This is a genomic window from Ruegeria faecimaris (genome assembly GCF_900182615.1).
Classification (GTDB): domain Bacteria; phylum Pseudomonadota; class Alphaproteobacteria; order Rhodobacterales; family Rhodobacteraceae; genus Ruegeria; species Ruegeria faecimaris.
In genome coordinates this window covers 1,153,604-1,172,698 of record NZ_FXTE01000001.1, presented here as the reverse complement: position 1 = coordinate 1,172,698, position 19,095 = coordinate 1,153,604, and the positions used below count along the sequence as shown (strand labels likewise).

Below are 19,095 nucleotides of genomic sequence, written 5' to 3'. Positions count from 1 at the left end.
TGTCAGGCTCCTTTGTCGCGACGAGCCTTCTTCGCCGTCAACATGTCAAACAATTTACGCGCATAACCGGGCTTGTTGTCCTGCTTGGCGCGCGCAACGGCCAAAGCATCCGCTTCCACATCGCGCGTCACCACGGTTCCGGTGGCCGTCATCGCGCCGTCACCAATGGTGACAGGTGCCACCAACATGGTGTTCGATCCGACAAAGACGTTCTGGCCGATGGTTGTTTGGTGCTTCATTACGCCATCGTAATTGCAAGTGATCGTACCCGCGCCGATATTCGTCGCCGCCCCAACCGTTGCGTCCCCGATATAGCTGAGATGGTTGACCTTCGCGCCTTCGGCGATCTCAGCATTCTTGATCTCGACAAAATTGCCGACGCGGGTGTTTTCTGCCAGCTCAGCGCCGGGGCGCAGGCGGGCATAGGGGCCGACGATGGCGCCGCGGCTGACATGGCAGCCCTCAAGATGAGAAAATGCCCGGATCGTCGCGCCGCTTTCCACCGTGACACCGGGGCCAAAGACCACATTGGGTTCTATCACTGTGTCGCGGCCAATGACGGTGTCGGCGGCCAGATAAACGGTTTCCGGCGCCATCAGCGTGACCCCCAGATCCAGCAGATCGGCGCGGGCACGGGCCTGAAAAACCGCATCCGCAGCGGCCAGGTCAACGCGCGAGTTCACACCCAACGTTTGTGCCTCGTCACAGGCGACTGCGGTGACATTCAGGCCACGGGATCGGGCGATTGCCACGACATCCGGCAGGTAGTATTCACCGGCGGCATTGTCATTGCCGACGTCGTCGATCAGCGAAAACAGCAATTCTGCGTCACAGGCCAAAAGACCAGAATTACAAAGTGTTATATCGCGCTCATTATCCGAGGCGTCTTTGTATTCGACGATGCGTTCAAGGGTCTGTCCGTTCATGACCAACCGGCCATAGCGTGCAGGATCTGCGGCCTCAAAACCCAGAATAACCAGATCGTTCTTGGCCCGTGCTTCGATCATACGTTCCAACGTATCGGGTTGCAAAAAGGGCGTGTCCCCGTACAGAACAACCACGTCGCCGTTGAAACCCTGCAGCGCTTCGCGCGCCTGTGCGACAGCATGGGCGGTGCCCAGCTGTTCGGCCTGAATGGTGATTTGTGCGGTCTCGTCCTCGGCCAGGGTTGCTTTGGCAACAGCTTCGGACCCGTGCCCGGTGACAATGACGGTCCGCTCGGGCGACAGCACCGCACCGGCACGCATGGCATGGACCAGCATAGGCGCCTGAGCAATCGGGTGCAGGACTTTCGGGATATCCGAATTCATCCTGGTGCCTTTACCGGCAGCAAGGATGACAAGGGCGATACTCATGAAATCGTTTTCTCTTTGTGTTTTGTTGCAGTCCGTTTTATCCGCTGAGGGTAAAGTCGCAAGCGGTTCAGCCATCAAACTAGATTGCCGTTTGCAACAAGACGTGGCGAAAACCCGCCGAGGCAGGAGGCGTAATGCGAACAGTCATCTTTGATCTGGACGGGACACTGGCGGATACTTCCGGGGATTTGCTGGAGGCCGCAAACCATTGTTTTCGCGATATGGGGCACGGCGATGTGCTGGTCCACGGGCAGGATGCTGGTATCGCTTTGCGTGGTGGGCGGATGATGCTGACCCACGGTTTGAAGCGGGTTGGGGCCTATGACGAACAGGCTGTTCACGCTTATTACCCTATGCTTTTAGAGGCGTACTCGGAGGCGATTGACACCCATACCCGGTTTTACCCAGGCGCGCTGGACGCGGTTGGAAAGTTGAAAGAGGCCGGCTATGGCGTTGGTATCTGCACCAATAAACCCGAGGCTCTGGCACATCAGTTGCTGACCCAAATGGGTGTGCGCGACCGGTTCGGCTCACTCGTCGGTGCGGATACTTTGCCGGTTCGCAAACCCGATCCGGAGCCCCTGCGTGAAGCTGCCCGCCGGGCAGGTGGGCACCCGGATCTGTGCGTTCTGATCGGGGATTCCGACACCGACCGGAATACGGCGCGTGCTGCAGGTGTACCTTCGGTGCTTGTAACATTCGGGCCATCTGGCGACGACATGGCTGCGCTGAAACCCGAAGCGCTGTTACATCATTTTGATGACCTGCCGAAACTTGTTTTTGATTTGGTCGGAGCTGCAGCCTGACCCCTTGACCCCGGCCCATCGCGGCCTCAAGAGCGAAAAGATGACTGAGAAGTTTACTGGCAATTTCACCCAGCAGGAACCAATCCCGGATGAGGCGATCGAGGCGGCTCTGGCCGTTTTGCGTCATGGCCGGCTGCACAGATATAACGTGTCGCCCGGCGAACTGGCCGAGACCGCCCTGTTAGAACAGGAATTTGCCGCGCAGACCGGTGCAAAATACTGTCTGGCGGTCTCCTCGGGCGGCTATGCACTGGCGACAGCATTGCGCGCGATAGGGGTGCAGCCCGGAGATACGGTTCTGACCAACGCTTTCACCCTGGCGCCGGTGCCAGGGGCGATTGCCTCGATCGGAGCCAAGCCGGTATTTGTCGGAGTGACCGAAGCGCTGACGATTGATCTGGATGATCTCGAAAGCAAACTGGATCAGTCTGATGTGCTGATGCTCAGCCATATGCGCGGGCATCTGTGCGACATGGATCGGTTGATGCAAATCTGCGATGCCGCCGGTGTGGCCGTGATCGAAGATTGCGCGCACACGATGGGCGCCGCATGGCGCGGGCAAAAATCCGGACGGCAGGGCGTTATCGGGTGTTATTCCTGCCAGACCTACAAGCACATAAATTCCGGTGAAGGCGGGTTGTTGATTACCGATGACGAGGAACTGGCTGCCAAGGCGACGGTCCTTTCAGGATCCTACATGCTGTATGAGCGCCACCTTGCAGCGCCGGGCCCAGAGGTGTTCGAGCGGATCAAGTACACCACGCCCAATGTCTCAGGGCGCATGGACAATTTGAGGGCCGCGATCCTTAGGCCGCAGCTTCGCAATCTGGAACAACAGATTGACCGGTGGAATGAGCGCTATGTCGAGATCGAAAAAGGGCTGCGCGGCACGCCGGGACTTACCATTGTCGAACGACCCGAGGCGGAAACTTATGTGGGCTCGTCGATTCAGTTCTTGCTGCTGGACTGGTCACCCGAACGGATTGCTCTTGTGATGCAGCGCTGCGCGGCGCGTGGTGTGGATCTGAAATGGTTCGGCGGAGCAGAGCCCACCGGGTTTACTTCGCGCTATGACAGTTGGCGATATGTGGAAAGCGCGCCTCTGCCTGCGAGTGACCGCATTTTGAGCGGGATCATGGATATGCGGGTGCCATTGACTTTTTCACTGGATGATTGCCGGTTGATCGCACGGATCATTCGCACCGAAGTCGGCGCGGTGTTCCAATCCTGATCACATTACCTGTGATTCGAGCGGGGATTTTTGGTTCTTCCGCAGCCGCTCGACCAGTCGTTTTTGCAGTCGATTTTCAGGGATCGGATAAGACGGCATCGTATTCTTGGCTTCCAGCAGATTTGGAAAGATCATTTGGATTTCTTCGCGAGCCTGCGCCGTAACGGATGCCAGTGACGTGTCGGTCAGCAACAGGCTTTCGCTCGGGGCGCCATTTGCAAAAACGATTTCATGGTTGTCGAACAGCAGGTGGTAATACACAACCTGATCAAGGCTGTTGTCTATCTCGATCCCCGTCAATTCCGACAGCTTGATGGCCGCGACCAGCACATCCGGCGATCCGAACATGCGCTGCGCCACCGCCGAAGAGATTTGCATTCTGTGCTGCCGGGAAACCAATAGATCCTGTTTCGGCAAACCGTCCCCCAATGCGGATTTCGCGATTCGAACCGGATTCAGGTTTGGATTGATTGCCAGATCGGTTGCCGAAAGATGCCGCTGTCCGATCCATCTGACAGGTTTCAGCCCCGATCGGGTCAGCACAAGATCACCTTCACGCAAGGTTTCAACGGGACGTTCCCCGAGTTCCGTCTCGATCAGGGTGCCCTGACAAAAACACACCAGTAACTCGATGTTATCGACAATGGCGCCAAGGCTATCATTAAGGCCAAGTTCGGTAAGGCGCAGAGTATAGTCACCGGCGGAAGGGAAATCGACCTGCATGGTGAATGTGGAAAAGCTGTTCGCGGTCGGCAGAACGGTCATCGAGGCGATAACGACGCCGTTGCTGTCCAGAATCTCGACGGTAAATCCTTCGCTGCCTGCATTTGAGTTAGATGCCGTCCTAAGTGCGGAATCCAGGCTAAGCTCGCCGGATTTGGGGTCATCCAGCGTAAAGGTTTGCTCCATCACCGTGACTTGGCTTGCGTTGCCATCCATTTCGGCCACACGATTCGATGAACCATTCCCGAGATAGGCGCCCTCAGTGTGGTCAGCTTCGATATCCGTACCAGACCAATTTGCGGAACCGCTATTAAAAGTACCATTTACGATGACATTGGTTGGGGCCATTCGCTGAATCCTTGAAGCAAAAAACCTTAACGGCTTTGGCGATCTAATCGTCGAGTATGGTGAATTTGTGACGCTCCGGATCGGCTCGCGGGTGAACCTTTTTCGGTCAGCGCTTGACCCGGGTTCATGGTCATGGCAGATTATTTGAACAATCGTTCATTTACTGGGAGAGTTCGATGTTCACGGCGGCCATGCAATTCGATCTGGGTGAAGATGTGAACGCACTGCGTGAAATGGTGCATCGCTGGGCGCAAGAGCGGGTGAAGCCGATGGCCGCGAAGGTCGATGCCTCGAACGCGTTTCCGAATGAACTTTGGCGCGAGATGGGTGAGTTGGGCCTGCTGGGAATTACAGTGCCCGAGGAATATGGTGGCGCGGCCATGTCCTATCTGGCCCATACCGTCGCGGTCGAAGAAGTGGCGCGGGCCTCTGCCTCAATCTCATTGTCATACGGGGCGCATTCAAACCTGTGCGTCAATCAGATCAAGCTGAACGGCAGCCCCGAGCAAAAGGCGAAATATCTGCCTCGGTTGATTTCCGGCGAACATGTGGGCGCGCTGGCCATGTCTGAGGCGTCCGCCGGATCAGACGTCGTTTCGATGAAGCTGAAGGCGGAAAAGCGCAACGACCACTACCGGCTGAACGGAAGCAAGTACTGGATCACGAACGGGCCGGACGCGGATACTCTGGTCGTTTACGCCAAGACGGATCCTGATGCTGGATCCAAAGGGATCACCGCCTTTCTGGTCGAAAAAGAGATGACGGGCTTTTCCACGTCGCCCCATTTCGACAAGCTGGGCATGCGCGGATCAAACACGGCGGAATTGATTTTCGATGACGTCGAGGTGCCCTTTGAAAATGTTCTGGGCGAAGAGGGTAAGGGTGTCGCGGTTCTGATGTCAGGGCTGGACTACGAACGCGTTGTGCTCGCCGGGATCGGAACCGGAATCATGGCCGCCTGTCTGGACGAAGTCATGCCGTATTTGGCCGAGCGCAAGCAGTTCGGCAAACCGATTGGCAGCTTTCAGCTGATGCAAGGCAAGATTGCTGACATGTACACGGCCATGAATTCAGCCCGGGCTTATGTCTATGAGGTCGCCAAGGCCTGTGACCGCGGGGATGTGACCCGGCGGGATGCGGCAGCGTGCTGTCTGTATGCTTCGGAACAGGCCATGACGCAGGCCCATCAGGCAGTTCAGGCTATGGGCGGCGCGGGGTTCCTGTCGGATTCGCCGGTCAGCCGCATATTCCGCGACGCCAAGCTGATGGAAATCGGCGCCGGCACCAGCGAAATCCGCCGGATGCTGATCGGACGGGAACTGATGAACGAAATGCTCTGAGCAAAAAAACGCCCCGCCGACGAGGTAACGGCAGGGCGTTCTGTGTAAAGGATCAGAAGCGGTGAACGTAGGATACGCCGACCAGCCAAGGATCGATTTCAGCGGTGCCGATATCGGCACCGTTCAGTGTGACATCCGAGTCGATATCGAACCAGCGAACGTTCAGACGAACAGCGCCTTTTTCGGTGACCATATAGTCCAGACCCGCCTGCAGTGCGAGGCCGACCGAGTTGTCGAGCTCGAGATCACCCAGAGCCGATTTTTCGTCGAAGAAGATGGTATAGTTGATGCCCGCGCCGACATAGGGTTTCCAGACCGAGTTGGTCGGGAAGTGATAGTTCAGCGACAGTGTGGGCGGCAGGTGTTTGACGGTCCCTGCGTCGAGGCTGCCACCCAGTGTGACCTCATGGCTGAACGGTGTGGCGGCCAGCAGCTCGATACCCAGATTATCCCGAACGAAATACTCGGCAGTAAAGATCGGGCGTGTGTCGGAATCGACATCTGCATCCAGCCCGGCGAGGGACCCATTGTCGGATTTCGGGTCGAGATAGCCGACACCGACACCAACGGTCCAGTCGCCCTGATTTTGGGCGAAAACGGGCGCAGCAAACGCGACGAGCGCGGTCGAAAGAGTCAAAGCGGCGAGTTTCTTGGTCATTTTACGGCCTTTGGATTTGTTGATGACCGGGTTTTGCATGAAGCAGAGCCCGCCGACTCTGATCTGCATCAAATTCCCGTGACCGTCTTTGGTGGCTCGATTCAGAAAAGACATAGAAAAACAAAGGGTTTCGGTAATGTGTCCCGCTGAAGGCATACCTGGTTTGCATCAGGGTGGGGGCTGGGATCTGCCGGACCGGTTGAACATGGCGCGGCAATGCTTGGAACAGCCCCCAGAGCAGACGGCGATCATCGATCTGACCGGGGGTGAGGGCAAGGTCGTCACGTTTGCACAACTCGGACGCTTGGCCGATGACATCGCACTCGCCTTGCTCGATCGGGTGCGGCCTGGGGATCGCGTTGGAGTACTGCTCAGCCAGTCACCCGGCTGCGCGGCGGCGCATCTTGCGATCTGGAAGATCGGCGCGATTTCGGTGCCTTTGTTTAAATTGTTCAAACATGACGCGCTGGCCTCGCGTGTCGCGGATGCAGGGGCGCAACTGGTGTTGACAGACGCAGAGGGTGCTGCGCTGCTGGGGGATTTGGCCGTACCGGTTCGGGTCGATCAGATAGCTCCGTCTGATGATCCGGTGCCCTTTGCGGATACCGGCCCCGAGGATCCGGCAGTTCTGATCTATACTTCCGGCACCACGGGCAGCCCCAAAGGCGCGCTGCATGGGCATCGGGTTTTGACCGGCCATTTGCCGGGGGTCTCGATCAGCCACAACCATCTGCGCGAAGGTGACTTTCTGTGGACGCCCGCCGACTGGGCATGGATTGGCGGGTTGTTCGATGTGTTGATGCCAGGGCTGGCGCTGGGCATTCCGGTGGTCGCGGCCCGGCTCGAGAAATTCACCCCCGAGGCCTGTGCGGATGTGATCGCACGTGGCGGGGTACGGAACGTGTTCTTTCCGCCTACCGCATTGCGGATGCTCAAGGCCACGGATCAGGCGATCCCCGGTCTGCGCTCGGTCGCTTCCGGAGGGGAGCCGCTGGGTGCCGAGATGTTGGAATGGGGGAAGCAGGCGTTCGGCCTGACGATCAACGAATTCTACGGTCAGACCGAATGCAACATGGTCGTGTCTTCCTGCGCTGAGGATTTTCCGGTGCGCCCGGGTTGCATCGGTAAACCGGTTCCTGGGCATGAAGTTGCAGTGATCGACCAGGATGGCCAGCCCACAGATCAAGAGGGCGACGTGGCCATCCGCCGAGGCTCGGCCTCGATGCTGCTGGAATACTGGAACCGACCTGAGGCCACGGCCGAGAAGTTCCGCGGCGATTGGCTGATCACCGGAGATCGCGGCATGTGGGAGGGTGAGTACTTACGCTTTGTTGGCCGCGATGACGATGTGATCACTTCCGCCGGGTATCGCATCGGCCCTGCTGAGATCGAGGATTGCCTGTTGACCCATCCGGCGGTGGCGACAGTTGGTGTGGTCGGTAAACCTGATCCTTTGCGGACTGAGATTGTGAAGGCCTATGTCGTGTTGAAACCGGGAGCCACGGTTGCGGAGCGAGAGTTGCAGGATTGGGTCAAGGATCGTCTGGCGCAGTATTCCTATCCGCGCGAAGTGGCGTTTCTGGAAGAATTGCCGATGACGGTGACGGGGAAGGTGATCCGGAAGGATTTGAAGGCGCGTGCGGTGGGTGAGGTAAGGCAATGAGTCGAATGTTAGTCAGCATCGCATTTTTCTTTGCAACATTTCCGTCTTTCGTTGCAGCTGGAGATTTTCGCCTTGCTGATGCGTTGATGAAATCATGCCTTCAAACCTTTTCGGAGGTCCTAATTGAGACACTGGAAAAAGTGACCGATGAAAGCACATTGATTGACGTTCGTGGTGCAGCGTCTCAGGATGTGGCGCTTTGTGCGGGGCTCGCAATCGATGTTTGTTCTGTTGGTATTCTGGAAAGTCAGGACCAGTGCTTTTCTAAACTCGAAATGAGTATCGACGAAATTCGACAAAAAACGATCACGAATCTTCCCGAGACCATCTCTGGCACATTTCGATCCCGAAGTTACCGATTCGCATTTGCCCGCGCAAAAGAACCGGCAATACGCCTTGATCCAAGCCCTACGGTTCCACCGCAACTGACCAGTGTGCTGTCCGAGGCGATGCGCCTCGCAGACGCGCGTACGGCGCAGCGACTCCAGATTTACGCTCAAAGAGAGGTTCAGGAATGAAACTCACATCCAAATCCATGCCCGCCTCCGAGGGTTTCAAAGCAAACCGCGCGGCCCATCTCGACGCGCTGGCGCAAATCTCTGCCGCTGCGGAAGCGGCCCGTCTGGGCGGGGGTGAAAAATCCCGCGCGCGGCATGAATCCCGTGGCAAGATGCTCCCCCGGCGCCGGGTTGCGAACCTGCTGGACCCAGGGTCCCCGTTTCTGGAAATCGGCGCGACGGCGGCGCATGGGATGTATGGTGATGCAGCGCCAAGCGCTGGTGTGATTGCGGGCATTGGCCGGGTGCAGGGGCGCGAGGTCATGGTGGTTTGCAACGACGCCACCGTGAAGGGCGGCACTTATTATCCGATGTCGGTCAAGAAACACCTGCGCGCGCAGGAGATTGCCGAGGAAAGCCAACTCCCCTGTATCTATCTGGTTGACAGCGGCGGGGCGAACCTGCCCAACCAGGACGAGGTCTTTCCCGACCGCGACCACTTTGGCCGCATCTTCTATAATCAGGCCCGAATGAGTGCCAAAGGAATCCCTCAGATCGCGGTGGTCATGGGTTCGTGTACGGCGGGCGGGGCCTATGTGCCCGCGATGTCGGATGTGACGATCATCGTCAAAGATCAGGGCACGATCTTTCTGGCCGGGCCGCCCCTGGTCAAGGCCGCAACCGGAGAGGTCGTCAGCGCCGAGGATTTGGGCGGTGGCGACGTCCATACCCGTCTGTCCGGCGTGGCCGATTACCTGGCTGAGGACGACGCTCACGCGCTGGCCTTAGCGCGGCAAGCGGTGGGTTCTCTGAATCTGCGCAAACCGCAGACCGTGGATTGGGCCAGCCCCGAAGATCCGGCTTATGACCCCGAGGAAATTCTGGGCGTTGTTCCCGCCGACCTGCGCACGCCCTATGATATCCGCGAGGTGATCACTCGGCTCGTCGATGGCTCGCGATTTGATGAATTCAAACCGCGCTTTGGTGAGACGCTTGTGACTGGGTTTGCCCATGTCAAAGGCTGCCCGGTTGGGATCATCGCCAACAACGGCGTGCTGTTTTCCGAGGCCGCCCAAAAGGGCGCGCATTTTGTTGAGCTGTGTTCGCAACGCAAAATCCCGCTGGTCTTCCTGCAAAATATCACCGGCTTTATGGTGGGCCGCAAATACGAAAACGAAGGCATTGCGCGGCACGGGGCAAAGATGGTGACAGCCGTTGCTACGACTTCGGTACCCAAGATCACCATGCTTGTCGGGGGCTCGTTCGGGGCCGGGAACTATGGCATGGCGGGGCGGGCCTATCAGCCCAGGTTCCTGTGGACTTGGCCGAACTCGCGTATTTCCGTAATGGGGGGCGAGCAAGCGGCGGGCGTGCTGGCCACCGTCAAACGAGACGGGATCGAGCGGCAGGGTGGCAGCTGGTCGGCTGAGGAAGAGATCGAATTCAAGCGCCCAACATTGGATATGTTCGAGGAACAATCTCACCCACTCTATGCCTCGGCGCGCCTATGGGATGATGGCATCATCGACCCGCGCAAAAGTCGCGATGTTCTGGCCTTGTCGCTGAGTGCCGCCCTGAATGCCCCGATTGAGGAGACACGTTTCGGCGTGTTCAGGATGTAAGATGAACGTTTCTTTGAATGATGTCATGGCCCGCTATCCGGGTGCTCAGACTTTCAAGTTTGGTGACAACGCAACGTTGAGCGCAGAACTTTTGGCCTTAGTGCGTGCAGGAAGGAAAACAGCGACCTGCGGTGCTTTGCGAGACTATCCCGAAGGCAGTGCGGATACTCCGGTCGTTGGGCGGCGCGATATCGCTTTGGACTGGGATGGTCGTCCCGCGCTGGTGATCGAAACGAATGAGGTAACGACCTGCCGATATTGCGATGTGACCGAGGATTTCGCGCTGGCCGAGGGCGAGAATGAGGCGCTTGAAGGATGGCGCGAAGATCACCGCCGGTATTTCGAGCGAAACGGCGGGTTTGATCCCGAAATGGAATTGCTCTGCGAGCGGTTCCGACTTGTCGAAGATCTCGGGGTTGAGGGATAAGCCATGTTCAATAAAATCCTGATTGCTAACCGAGGCGAGATTGCCTGTCGGGTGATGGAAACGGCTCAGAAAATGGGTGTGTCCTGTGTTGCAGTGTACTCGGACGCAGACGCCTCGGCCAAGCATGTGCAAATGGCGGATGAGGCGGTGCATATCGGTGGCGCGGCCCCGGCGGACAGCTATTTAAAGGGTGATGTGATCATTCAGGCAGCGCTGGATACGGGCGCGCAGGCGATTCATCCGGGCTATGGGTTTCTGTCTGAAAACCCCGGTTTCGTTGACGCGGTTGAGGCTGCGGGTCTGATCTTTATCGGGCCCTCGGCGGATGCGATCCGCAAGATGGGCCTCAAAGACGCGGCAAAAGTGTTGATGGAGCTGGCGGGCGTGCCCGTGGTTCCGGGTTATCACGGCGATAACCAAGACCCTGATCATCTGGCGGGCGCGGCCCAGACCATCGGCTATCCAGTGCTGATCAAGGCCGTTGCTGGGGGCGGCGGCAAGGGGATGCGGCTGGTAGAGCACCCCGAAGACTTTACTGAGGCTCTAGACAGTGCGCGGGGAGAGGCGAAAACCGCCTTTGGCAACGATGCCGTTCTGGTCGAAAAATTCGTTTCCAAGCCTCGGCATATCGAGGTGCAGGTGTTCGGCGATGGCACCCAAGCGGTACATTTGTTCGAACGCGATTGTTCGCTGCAACGGCGGCACCAGAAAGTGATCGAAGAGGCCCCGGCTCCTGGAATGACAACTGAAATGCGCGAGGCCATGGGGCAGGCGGGCGTGCGGGCCGCCGAGGCGATTGGCTACAAAGGCGCAGGTACGGTTGAGTTCATCGTTGATGCATCGGACGGGCTGCGCCCGGATCGGTTCTGGTTCATGGAGATGAACACGCGCTTGCAGGTGGAACACCCCGTGACCGAGGCGATTACCGGCGTTGATCTGGTCGAATGGCAGTTGCGAGTCGCTTCGGGTGAGGCGTTGCCAAAAACGCAGGATGACCTGACGATCAACGGGCATGCGTTCGAAGCCCGGCTTTACGCCGAGGACGTGCCCAAAGGGTTTCTGCCCGCAACAGGTACGCTGACACATCTGCGCTTTCCTGCGGAATGCCGCGCCGATAGCGGAGTGCGGTCCGGCGATACAATCAGCCCCTGGTACGATCCGATGATTGCCAAGGTCGTGGTGCATGGCCCGACGCGTGCGGTGGCGCTGGAAAACCTGCACCGGGTTCTGCGGCGGACCGAGGTTGCCGGGACGGTCACGAATCTCTCGTTTCTTGGCGCGCTGACCCGGCACCCTGGATTTGCGGCGGGCGATGTCGATACCGGGCTGATCGGTCGGGATATCGACGGGCTGGTCCGAACTTCTGATGCGGGCGCGCGCTTGATTGTTGCAGCAGCCATGACGGCGCTTGATCTGGTCGAGACCGGGCCCGACACGGGTTTCAGCCTGTGGGCGCCGCTGCACCGGGCCGTCCAGTTGAAGTGCGATAGCGAGGTCATTGATCTAGACGTACAGGTCGAAGGACCTGACCGGCAGGTCTGGCAGATCAAGGACACAACGGTTCTGGCGCAACGGCGCAATGGAGGCTGGTACATTGATGACCGCCCGATGCCGCCCGTGGCACTGGCTGGTGCGACAATCACAGTATTCGATGACTATGGGCAAGTGTTTGAGCATGTCGATCCGCTCGATCGCGATGCAAGCGCCTTGGGCGATACGAATGTGGTCGAGGCGCCGATGCCCGGTCTGGTCAAGGCCATGTTCGCCACCGTTGGGCAAGCCGTTTCAGAAGGTGATCGACTGGCCATTCTGGAAGCGATGAAAATGGAACATTCCTTGCTGGCTGCCCGTGATGGCGTGATCGCCGAGGTGCTGGCCGAAACGGGCGCTCAGGTCGAGGCCGGCGCGGCGCTGGTCCGGCTGGAGGAGGAATGATCTGTCCCGCTGCGCCGCAACGTGGCACAGTCGGGACAACACGGCATAACGGGAGGCGAAAGCTATGGGTGAACGGGTCGACATTTTTGAAGTAGGGCCACGTGATGGGCTGCAGAACGAACAGCGGGAAATTCCTGTTGCCGAGAAGGTCGCTCTGATCGATTGCCTGAGCAAGGCGGGCTTCAATCGGATCGAAGTTGCCAGTTTTGTGTCTCCGAAATGGGTGCCCCAGATGGCTGGCAGTGCCGATGTTCTGGCCGGGATCCAGCGGGTTGGTAAGGTGCGCTATGCGGCGCTGACGCCAAATATGCGCGGGTACGAGGACGCCTTGTCTGCCAAAGCGGATGAGATTGCCGTATTCGCATCTGCCTCGGAAGGGTTCTCGAAGGCCAATCTCAACGCGACCATCGCCGAATCCATTGAGAGGTTCAAACCGATCCTAGAGGCTGCGCGCCATATTGACCTGCCAGTGCGCGGTTACGTGTCCTGCGTGACCGACTGCCCCTATGATGGTCCGACCCCACCCGAGAAGGTGGCCGAGATTGCGGACACACTATTTGCGCTGGGTTGCTATGAGGTATCGCTGGGAGATACGATCGGGCAGGGAACACCGGACACTATCGCCCATATGCTTCTGGCGGTGCGTGAGACGGTGCCTGTTACCCGCTTGGCGGGACATTTCCACGACACCAATGGTCGGGCCATCGACAATATCGACGCTGCATTGGCGCTGGGCGTGCGGACATTTGACTCAGCAGTCGGGGGGCTGGGCGGTTGCCCCTATGCACCCGGCGCCGCAGGGAACGTGGCCACCGAAGCCGTGGTCGCGCATCTAGAGCGTCTTGGATACGAAACGGGACTTGATCTGGGGATCGTGGAACAAGCGGCACAAATGGCACTGGCCATGAGGGCGGAGTAGGCGATGTTAGAAACGATCTCGGTCACGGTTGATCCACGTGGCGTTGCAACCCTGACGCTGAACCGCCCGGAGAAGCATAATGCGATGTCCGCGCAGATGATCCGGGAACTGACACAAGCGGCGGTGCAGTTGGGCAGCGATGGCACTGTGCGCGTAGTCGTTCTGACCGGAGCAGGCAAAAGCTTTTGTGCCGGTGGGGATCTGGGCTGGATGCAGGACCAGATGGCAGCGGATCCTCAGACACGCTTTGTCGAAGCACGCAAACTGGCCGAGATGTTGCAGGCGTTGAATGTGATGCCCAAACCGCTGATCGGAGCGTTACAGGGCAACGCCTTTGGTGGCGGTGTGGGCCTTGCCGCCGTCTGCGACGTGGCAATAGGTGTCGAGACCCTAAAAATGGGCCTGACCGAGACGCGACTGGGTCTGATCCCGGCTACCATCGGCCCCTATGTTGTCGCTCGGATGGGGGCGGCACGTGCGCGGCGGGTCTTTATGTCGGCCCGATTGTTTGACGCGGCCGAGGCCGTCGATTTGGGCCTATTGGCAAAAACGGTATCAGCAGAAGATATGGCGGACGCTGTCGAGGCCGAGGTTGAACCCTATTTGTCATGTGCGCCTGGTGCGGTGGCCTCGGCCAAGGCCTTGGTTCATGGTTTGGGGCCGCGTGTTGACGATCCCGTTATCGACCAAACGATCCGGGCGCTTGTTGCGCGCTGGGAAACCGACGAGGCGCATGAGGGAATCAGCGCATTCTTCGACAAGCGAAAACCTGTATGGAATAGTTAGGTTTACGTTCTGTCGGTCTGGGCGTTTCACGGATCGAAGTTCGGCTGGAATGAAACGGAATATTAGGGTGCCATGCGGTTGTGTTTGGTTGACCCTCTGACCCCGCGCGGATAGAGAATGTCCAATCAACACGCTAATTGACGGCGCTCCCCTACGGGGCACGCGCAGGAAAGGAGCTATTCGTGGAAGACCTGCTGCGGGAGTACCTCCCGATCCTGGTGTTTCTGGTCGTCGCTGCGGGCCTTGGAATCGTCCTGATTCTTGCCGCTGTGGTGCTGGCCGTCCGCAATCCCGACCCTGAAAAGGTCAGCGCTTATGAATGCGGCTTCAACGCCTTCGACGATGCGCGGATGAAATTCGACGTCCGGTTTTACCTGGTTTCGATTCTCTTCATCATCTTCGATCTGGAAATCGCGTTCCTGTTTCCCTGGGCCGTCGGTTTCAAGGACATCAGCGATGTGGGCTTTTGGTCCATGATAGTATTCCTGGGCGTTCTGACCATCGGCTTTGCCTATGAATGGAAGAAAGGGGCCCTGGAATGGGAGTGATGACGGGTGCAAACACCGCCGGCGTCGACAAAGAAGTCGCCACCCAGGCCCTGAATGCCGAGCTGCAGGACAAAGGCTTTCTGTTGACCTCGACGGAGGACATCATCAACTGGGCCCGAACCGGGTCGTTACACTGGATGACCTTCGGGCTGGCCTGTTGCGCAGTTGAGATGATGCACACCTCGATGCCGCGTTATGATGCAGAACGGTTCGGTATCGCGCCACGCGCGTCCCCACGTCAGTCAGACGTTATGATTGTGGCCGGAACGCTGACCAACAAAATGGCGCCTGCGCTGCGTAAGGTCTATGACCAGATGCCCGAGCCGCGCTATGTGATCTCGATGGGATCCTGCGCCAACGGCGGCGGCTACTACCACTACTCATATTCCGTTGTGCGCGGCTGTGACCGCATTGTGCCGGTCGATATCTACGTGCCTGGATGCCCTCCGACGGCTGAGGCGCTGTTGTATGGTCTGATGCAGCTGCAGCGCAAAATCCGCCGCACCGGCACCATTGTACGCTGAGGAGAGGGCAATGAGCGAAGCACTCAAAGAACTCGGCGCGCAGCTGGAACTCAAACGGACCGATTGCGTTCTGTTCTGGGATGTCACCCATGATGAGTTGAACGTGGACGTGGCCCCGTCGAACCTTGTGGAATTTATCGAATTCCTGAAGGGCGATGCCAGTTGCAAGTTTTCGACCTTGGTGGACATCACAGCCGTTGACTATCCCGAACGGGCCAAGCGGTTCGATGTGGTCTATCACTTCCTGTCGATGTACCAGAACCAGCGTATCCGCCTGCGCGTGTCGATCCGTGAGGATGACATGGTACCGTCGATTGTCGACGTTCACCCTTCGGCCAACTGGTTCGAGCGCGAGGTGTTCGATATGTTCGGCATCCTTTTCTCGGGCCATCCTGATCTGCGGCGAATCCTGACCGACTATGGCTTTCGTGGCTATCCGCTGCGCAAGGATTTCCCGACCACCGGTTATACCGAAGTCCGTTATGACGAGGCGCAAAAGCGTGTGGTCTATGAGCCGGTCAATCTGGTGCAGGAATACCGTCAGTTTGATTTCATGTCTCCGTGGGAGGGTGCGAATTACATCCTGCCCGGCGATGAGAAACAGGAGAGCGAATAATGGGTGGCATTTGGTGGCTGATCCTATCTGCACTGACCATCATCCCGATGGTGAAGATTTTGCCGTTCTTCGGGATTAACAAATACTGGTGCCTGCTCTGTCTGATCCCCTTTGGCACGATCGCGTTGCTGTGGTGGGTCGGGCTGAAACTGCAAGAGCTGGAGCGCCGCTGAGATGATGATGCTGGGGGAACTGATCGTGCTGGGTGCGCTGGGGGTCCTTCTGGCGGGGGCTGCAGCCAAGGCGGCCGAGGCCGAAAAGGTCCGGGTTCGGGCTGATGCAAAAAAGAATAAGCGGGGGCGTTGATGGACGGCTCAAGATACGATGACGGCAGCACGGACGCGCTGAGCGGAGAACAGAAGATCCGCAATTTCAACATTAACTTTGGCCCGCAACACCCTGCCGCGCATGGGGTTTTGCGGCTTGTGCTTGAGCTGGATGGCGAGATTGTTGAGCGTTGCGACCCGCATATCGGTTTGTTGCACCGTGGCACCGAAAAACTGATGGAAAGCCGGACGTATCTGCAGAACCTGCCGTATTTCGACCGTCTGGACTATGTGGCGCCGATGAACCAGGAACATGCATGGTGTCTGGCCATCGAAAAGCTGACCGGGGTCGAGGTGCCGCGCCGCGGCTCATTGATCCGGGTGCTGTATTCCGAGATCGGGCGCATTCTGAACCACTTGCTGAACGTGACCACCCAGGCGATGGATGTGGGCGCGTTGACCCCGCCGCTCTGGGGGTTTGAAGAGCGCGAAAAGCTGATGGTGTTCTATGAACGCGCCTGTGGTGCCCGTCTGCACGCGGCCTATTTCCGCCCCGGCGGCGTACATCAGGACCTGCCGCCGGAACTGCTAGACGATATCGAGGCGTGGAGCCACGAATTCCCCACCATTCTCGACGATATTGACGGTCTGCTGACCGAGAACCGCATCTTCAAACAGCGCAACGCCGATATTGGTGTGGTGACCGAGGATGACATTCAGAAATACGGCTTCTCGGGTGTCATGGTACGCGGATCGGGGCTGGCCTGGGATTTGCGCCGCGCGCAGCCCTATGAATGCTATGACGAATTCGAGTTCCAGATTCCGGTCGGCAAGAACGGCGACTGCTATGACCGCTATCTCTGCCGCATGGAAGAGATGCGCCAGTCCTTGCACATCATCCGTCAGGCCATCGCCAAAATCCGGGAATGCCCCGGAGACGTTCTGGCCCGTGGCAAGATCACCCCGCCCAAACGCTCGGACATGAAGACCTCGATGGAAAGCCTGATCCATCACTTCAAGCTGTACACCGAAGGCTTCCACGTGCCTGCGGGCGAGGTCTATGCCGCCGTCGAGGCCCCGAAGGGTGAGTTCGGCGTCTATCTGGTCGCCGATGGCACCAACAAGCCTTACAGGGCCAAACTGCGCGCGCCGGGCTTCCTGCACCTGCAAGCCATGGATCACATCGCCGGAGGCCACCAACTGGCCGACGTCGCCGCGATTATTGGGACCATGGATGTCGTGTTCGGGGAGATTGACCGGTGAAGAAAGCGCATCTTGTTGGATCAGGAGCATTAGTTGTCGTGCTTGCATTCGCGATGCCAGTTCTTCGTGGTCCGACTGAGCACTTTGAACGTTCAATGATTTGTAACTTCAAAAAAGACGCATTGGCCGAACCTAACGCCCGAAGCGGTTGGGGCAATTCCGACTGCTATATAAAAGAGCAGGTGGACAACTGGTACTACATCGTTGGGGAGTATGGCTGGTCTTTAGGTTCCACTAATCATTCAGAAGCGATAGATGCACCGACTTTGCTCGTCAAAATTCGATCGGGGGAAACATCGATGAGCCGAGAATATGCGAATTTCTGCGAAGGAATTTTCATTTCGACACTGAACAACAACCGAGCTGAATTAGTTGGTATCATGGAAATCGATACTGCTGGTGGATTCTCGCTCTCCTGTCCTGCGGAGGAATCGTCGAATGCTGCGTAGGCTTCACCCCGAACAACCCGAGAACTTCACCTTCACTGCTGCCAACCGGCAATGGGCCGAAGCGCAGATCACCAAATACCCCGAAGGCCGTCAGGCCAGCGCGGTGATCCCTCTGCTGTGGCGCGCGCAAGAACAAGAGGGCTGGCTGAGCCGTCCGGCGATTGAATCCGTCGCTGACATGCTGGGCATGGCCTATATCCGCGTGCTCGAAGTCGCCTCGTTCTATTTCATGTTCCAGCTGCAGCCGGTTGGCTCGGTGGCGCATATTCAGGTGTGCGGGACCACGTCCTGCATGATCTGCGGGGCCGAGGATTTAATTGCGGTCTGCAAGGACAAGATCGCCGCCAAGCCGCATGCTTTGTCCGCCGATGGCAAGCTGAGCTGGGAAGAGGTCGAATGCCTTGGCTCTTGCACCAACGCGCCAATGGCGCAGATCGGCAAGGACTATTACGAAGACCTGACCGCCGAGGGTTTTGGCAAGATCATCGACGATCTGGCCGCTGGCAAGGTGCCGACACCGGGCCCTCAGAACGGGCGCTATGCGGCAGAGCCCTTGAAGGGACTGACCAGCCTGACAGAGTATGACAGCGGCCGAACCCAGTATAACGCCAGCGTTCAGTTGGCGACTGATCTGGGGGATACCGTCAAGCGCATCGACGGGACCGAGGTTCCGATCCTGACGCCATGGCTGGGCAACGATGGCAAGGCGGCGGCGACCAAGGCTGCTCCGAATCCTCCCAAGGCCCCCGCACCTGCCAAACCTGCGGTGAAACAAGCGGCTGAAGCGAAGGCGGTCAAAGAAGACCAGCCCGACACGCTTTCGGATGCGCGGGACGGCAAGTCGGACGATCTGAAGCTGCTTAAAGGTGTCGGGCCTAAGCTTGAGAAGACGCTGAACGAGCTGGGCTTCTATCATTATGATCAGATCGCCAAATGGACGCCTGAGCAGGTTGCCTGGGTTGATGCGCGGCTGAAGTTCAAAGGCCGGATCGAGAGAGACGGCTGGATTGATCAGGCCACCAAGCTGGCGGCGGGTGAAGAAACCGAGTTCGCCAAGCGGGCCAAGGACGACGGTACATACGAAGACTAGGATGTGTGCCCGCTCTGGGCATTTAGGAC

The 19,095-nt window shown here is 58.3% G+C and carries 21 protein-coding genes; 18 read left to right on the top strand and 3 right to left on the bottom strand.

Going from position 1 to position 19,095, the window contains the following annotated elements:
* Positions 1-2: 2 nt before the first annotated feature.
* On the bottom strand, positions 3-1,355 hold the full coding sequence (gene glmU / locus FN806_RS05830; RefSeq protein WP_142634922.1) for a bifunctional UDP-N-acetylglucosamine diphosphorylase/glucosamine-1-phosphate N-acetyltransferase GlmU: 1,353 nt from the start codon (positions 1,353-1,355) through the stop codon (positions 3-5).
* Between the two features lie 134 nt (positions 1,356-1,489).
* Between glmU and FN806_RS05825 the strand changes: the two genes are divergently transcribed.
* Together FN806_RS05825 and FN806_RS05820 are read left to right on the top strand one after the other, a co-directional pair.
* Positions 1,490-2,161: an HAD-IA family hydrolase gene (locus tag FN806_RS05825; RefSeq protein ID WP_142634920.1), complete on the top strand. Its 672-nt coding sequence runs from the start codon at positions 1,490-1,492 to the stop codon at positions 2,159-2,161.
* 40 nt (positions 2,162-2,201) lie between these two features.
* Entirely contained in the window at positions 2,202-3,392 is a 1,191-nt protein-coding gene (locus tag FN806_RS05820) for a DegT/DnrJ/EryC1/StrS family aminotransferase (RefSeq protein WP_142634919.1), read from the top strand.
* Here FN806_RS05820 and FN806_RS05815 read toward each other — a convergent pair whose 3' ends face one another.
* Positions 3,393-4,463 carry a Hint domain-containing protein gene (locus FN806_RS05815; RefSeq protein ID WP_142634917.1) on the bottom strand — a complete coding sequence of 357 codons (1,071 nt, stop codon included), beginning with the start codon at positions 4,461-4,463 and terminating at the stop codon, positions 3,393-3,395.
* 176 nt (positions 4,464-4,639) lie between these two features.
* Here FN806_RS05815 and FN806_RS05810 point away from each other — a divergent pair, with 176 nt between their 5' ends.
* Positions 4,640-5,803 (top strand): isovaleryl-CoA dehydrogenase, encoded by a 1,164-nt coding sequence (locus tag FN806_RS05810; protein WP_142634916.1) that lies wholly within the window; start codon positions 4,640-4,642, stop codon positions 5,801-5,803.
* A gap of 52 nt (positions 5,804-5,855) precedes the next feature.
* Here FN806_RS05810 and FN806_RS05805 read toward each other — a convergent pair whose 3' ends face one another.
* Positions 5,856-6,461 carry an OmpW/AlkL family protein gene (locus FN806_RS05805; RefSeq protein ID WP_142635181.1) on the bottom strand — a complete coding sequence of 202 codons (606 nt, stop codon included), beginning with the start codon at positions 6,459-6,461 and terminating at the stop codon, positions 5,856-5,858.
* 136 nt (positions 6,462-6,597) lie between these two features.
* On the opposite strand from FN806_RS05805, the gene FN806_RS05800 reads away from it, so the two are divergent.
* The 15 genes from FN806_RS05800 to nuoE all read left to right on the top strand — a co-directional run bounded on the left by FN806_RS05800 (position 6,598) and on the right by nuoE (position 19,066).
* Positions 6,598-8,124, top strand: coding sequence for an AMP-binding protein (locus FN806_RS05800; RefSeq protein WP_142634914.1), 1,527 nt, complete (start codon positions 6,598-6,600; stop codon positions 8,122-8,124).
* A 5-nt stretch (positions 8,125-8,129) separates the two neighbouring features.
* Positions 8,130-8,642 (top strand): hypothetical protein, encoded by a 513-nt coding sequence (locus FN806_RS05795; protein ID WP_142634912.1) that lies wholly within the window; start codon positions 8,130-8,132, stop codon positions 8,640-8,642.
* Positions 8,639-10,243, top strand: coding sequence for a carboxyl transferase domain-containing protein (locus FN806_RS05790; protein WP_142634909.1), 1,605 nt, complete (start codon positions 8,639-8,641; stop codon positions 10,241-10,243). Before FN806_RS05795 ends, FN806_RS05790 begins: the two co-directional genes overlap by 4 nt.
* Before the next feature lies 1 nt (position 10,244).
* Positions 10,245-10,670 (top strand): ASCH domain-containing protein, encoded by a 426-nt coding sequence (locus FN806_RS05785; protein WP_142634907.1) that lies wholly within the window; start codon positions 10,245-10,247, stop codon positions 10,668-10,670.
* A 3-nt stretch (positions 10,671-10,673) separates the two neighbouring features.
* Positions 10,674-12,605: an acetyl/propionyl/methylcrotonyl-CoA carboxylase subunit alpha gene (locus FN806_RS05780; protein WP_142634905.1), complete on the top strand. Its 1,932-nt coding sequence runs from the start codon at positions 10,674-10,676 to the stop codon at positions 12,603-12,605.
* 64 nt (positions 12,606-12,669) lie between these two features.
* Entirely contained in the window at positions 12,670-13,524 is an 855-nt protein-coding gene (locus FN806_RS05775) for a hydroxymethylglutaryl-CoA lyase (RefSeq protein ID WP_142634903.1), read from the top strand.
* 3 nt (positions 13,525-13,527) lie between these two features.
* The gene (locus FN806_RS05770) at positions 13,528-14,310 is read left to right on the top strand and encodes a crotonase/enoyl-CoA hydratase family protein (protein WP_142634901.1); all 783 of its coding nucleotides are present in this window, start codon (positions 13,528-13,530) and stop codon (positions 14,308-14,310) included.
* 182 nt (positions 14,311-14,492) lie between these two features.
* A complete protein-coding gene (locus tag FN806_RS05765; RefSeq protein ID WP_142634899.1) occupies positions 14,493-14,858 on the top strand; it encodes an NADH-quinone oxidoreductase subunit A in 366 nt (121 codons plus the stop codon).
* Entirely contained in the window at positions 14,849-15,382 is a 534-nt protein-coding gene (locus tag FN806_RS05760) for a NuoB/complex I 20 kDa subunit family protein (protein ID WP_037307875.1), read from the top strand. Before FN806_RS05765 ends, FN806_RS05760 begins: the two co-directional genes overlap by 10 nt.
* A gap of 10 nt (positions 15,383-15,392) precedes the next feature.
* Positions 15,393-15,998 carry an NADH-quinone oxidoreductase subunit C gene (locus FN806_RS05755; protein WP_142634897.1) on the top strand — a complete coding sequence of 202 codons (606 nt, stop codon included), beginning with the start codon at positions 15,393-15,395 and terminating at the stop codon, positions 15,996-15,998.
* Entirely contained in the window at positions 15,998-16,171 is a 174-nt protein-coding gene (locus FN806_RS20410) for a hypothetical protein (RefSeq protein ID WP_170433422.1), read from the top strand. Before FN806_RS05755 ends, FN806_RS20410 begins: the two co-directional genes overlap by 1 nt.
* 1 nt (position 16,172) lies before the next feature.
* The gene (locus FN806_RS20730) at positions 16,173-16,304 is read left to right on the top strand and encodes a hypothetical protein (RefSeq protein ID WP_271950199.1); all 132 of its coding nucleotides are present in this window, start codon (positions 16,173-16,175) and stop codon (positions 16,302-16,304) included.
* Positions 16,304-17,527, top strand: a complete 1,224-nt coding sequence (locus FN806_RS05750) for an NADH-quinone oxidoreductase subunit D (protein WP_185956626.1) — start codon at positions 16,304-16,306, stop codon at positions 17,525-17,527. The genes FN806_RS20730 and FN806_RS05750 overlap by 1 nt, the downstream gene beginning before the upstream one ends.
* Positions 17,524-17,976 carry a hypothetical protein gene (locus FN806_RS05745; RefSeq protein ID WP_142634892.1) on the top strand — a complete coding sequence of 151 codons (453 nt, stop codon included), beginning with the start codon at positions 17,524-17,526 and terminating at the stop codon, positions 17,974-17,976. The genes FN806_RS05750 and FN806_RS05745 overlap by 4 nt, the downstream gene beginning before the upstream one ends.
* Positions 17,966-19,066: an NADH-quinone oxidoreductase subunit NuoE gene (nuoE, locus tag FN806_RS05740; RefSeq protein WP_142634891.1), complete on the top strand. Its 1,101-nt coding sequence runs from the start codon at positions 17,966-17,968 to the stop codon at positions 19,064-19,066. The genes FN806_RS05745 and nuoE overlap by 11 nt, the downstream gene beginning before the upstream one ends.
* Positions 19,067-19,095 lie beyond the last annotated feature (29 nt).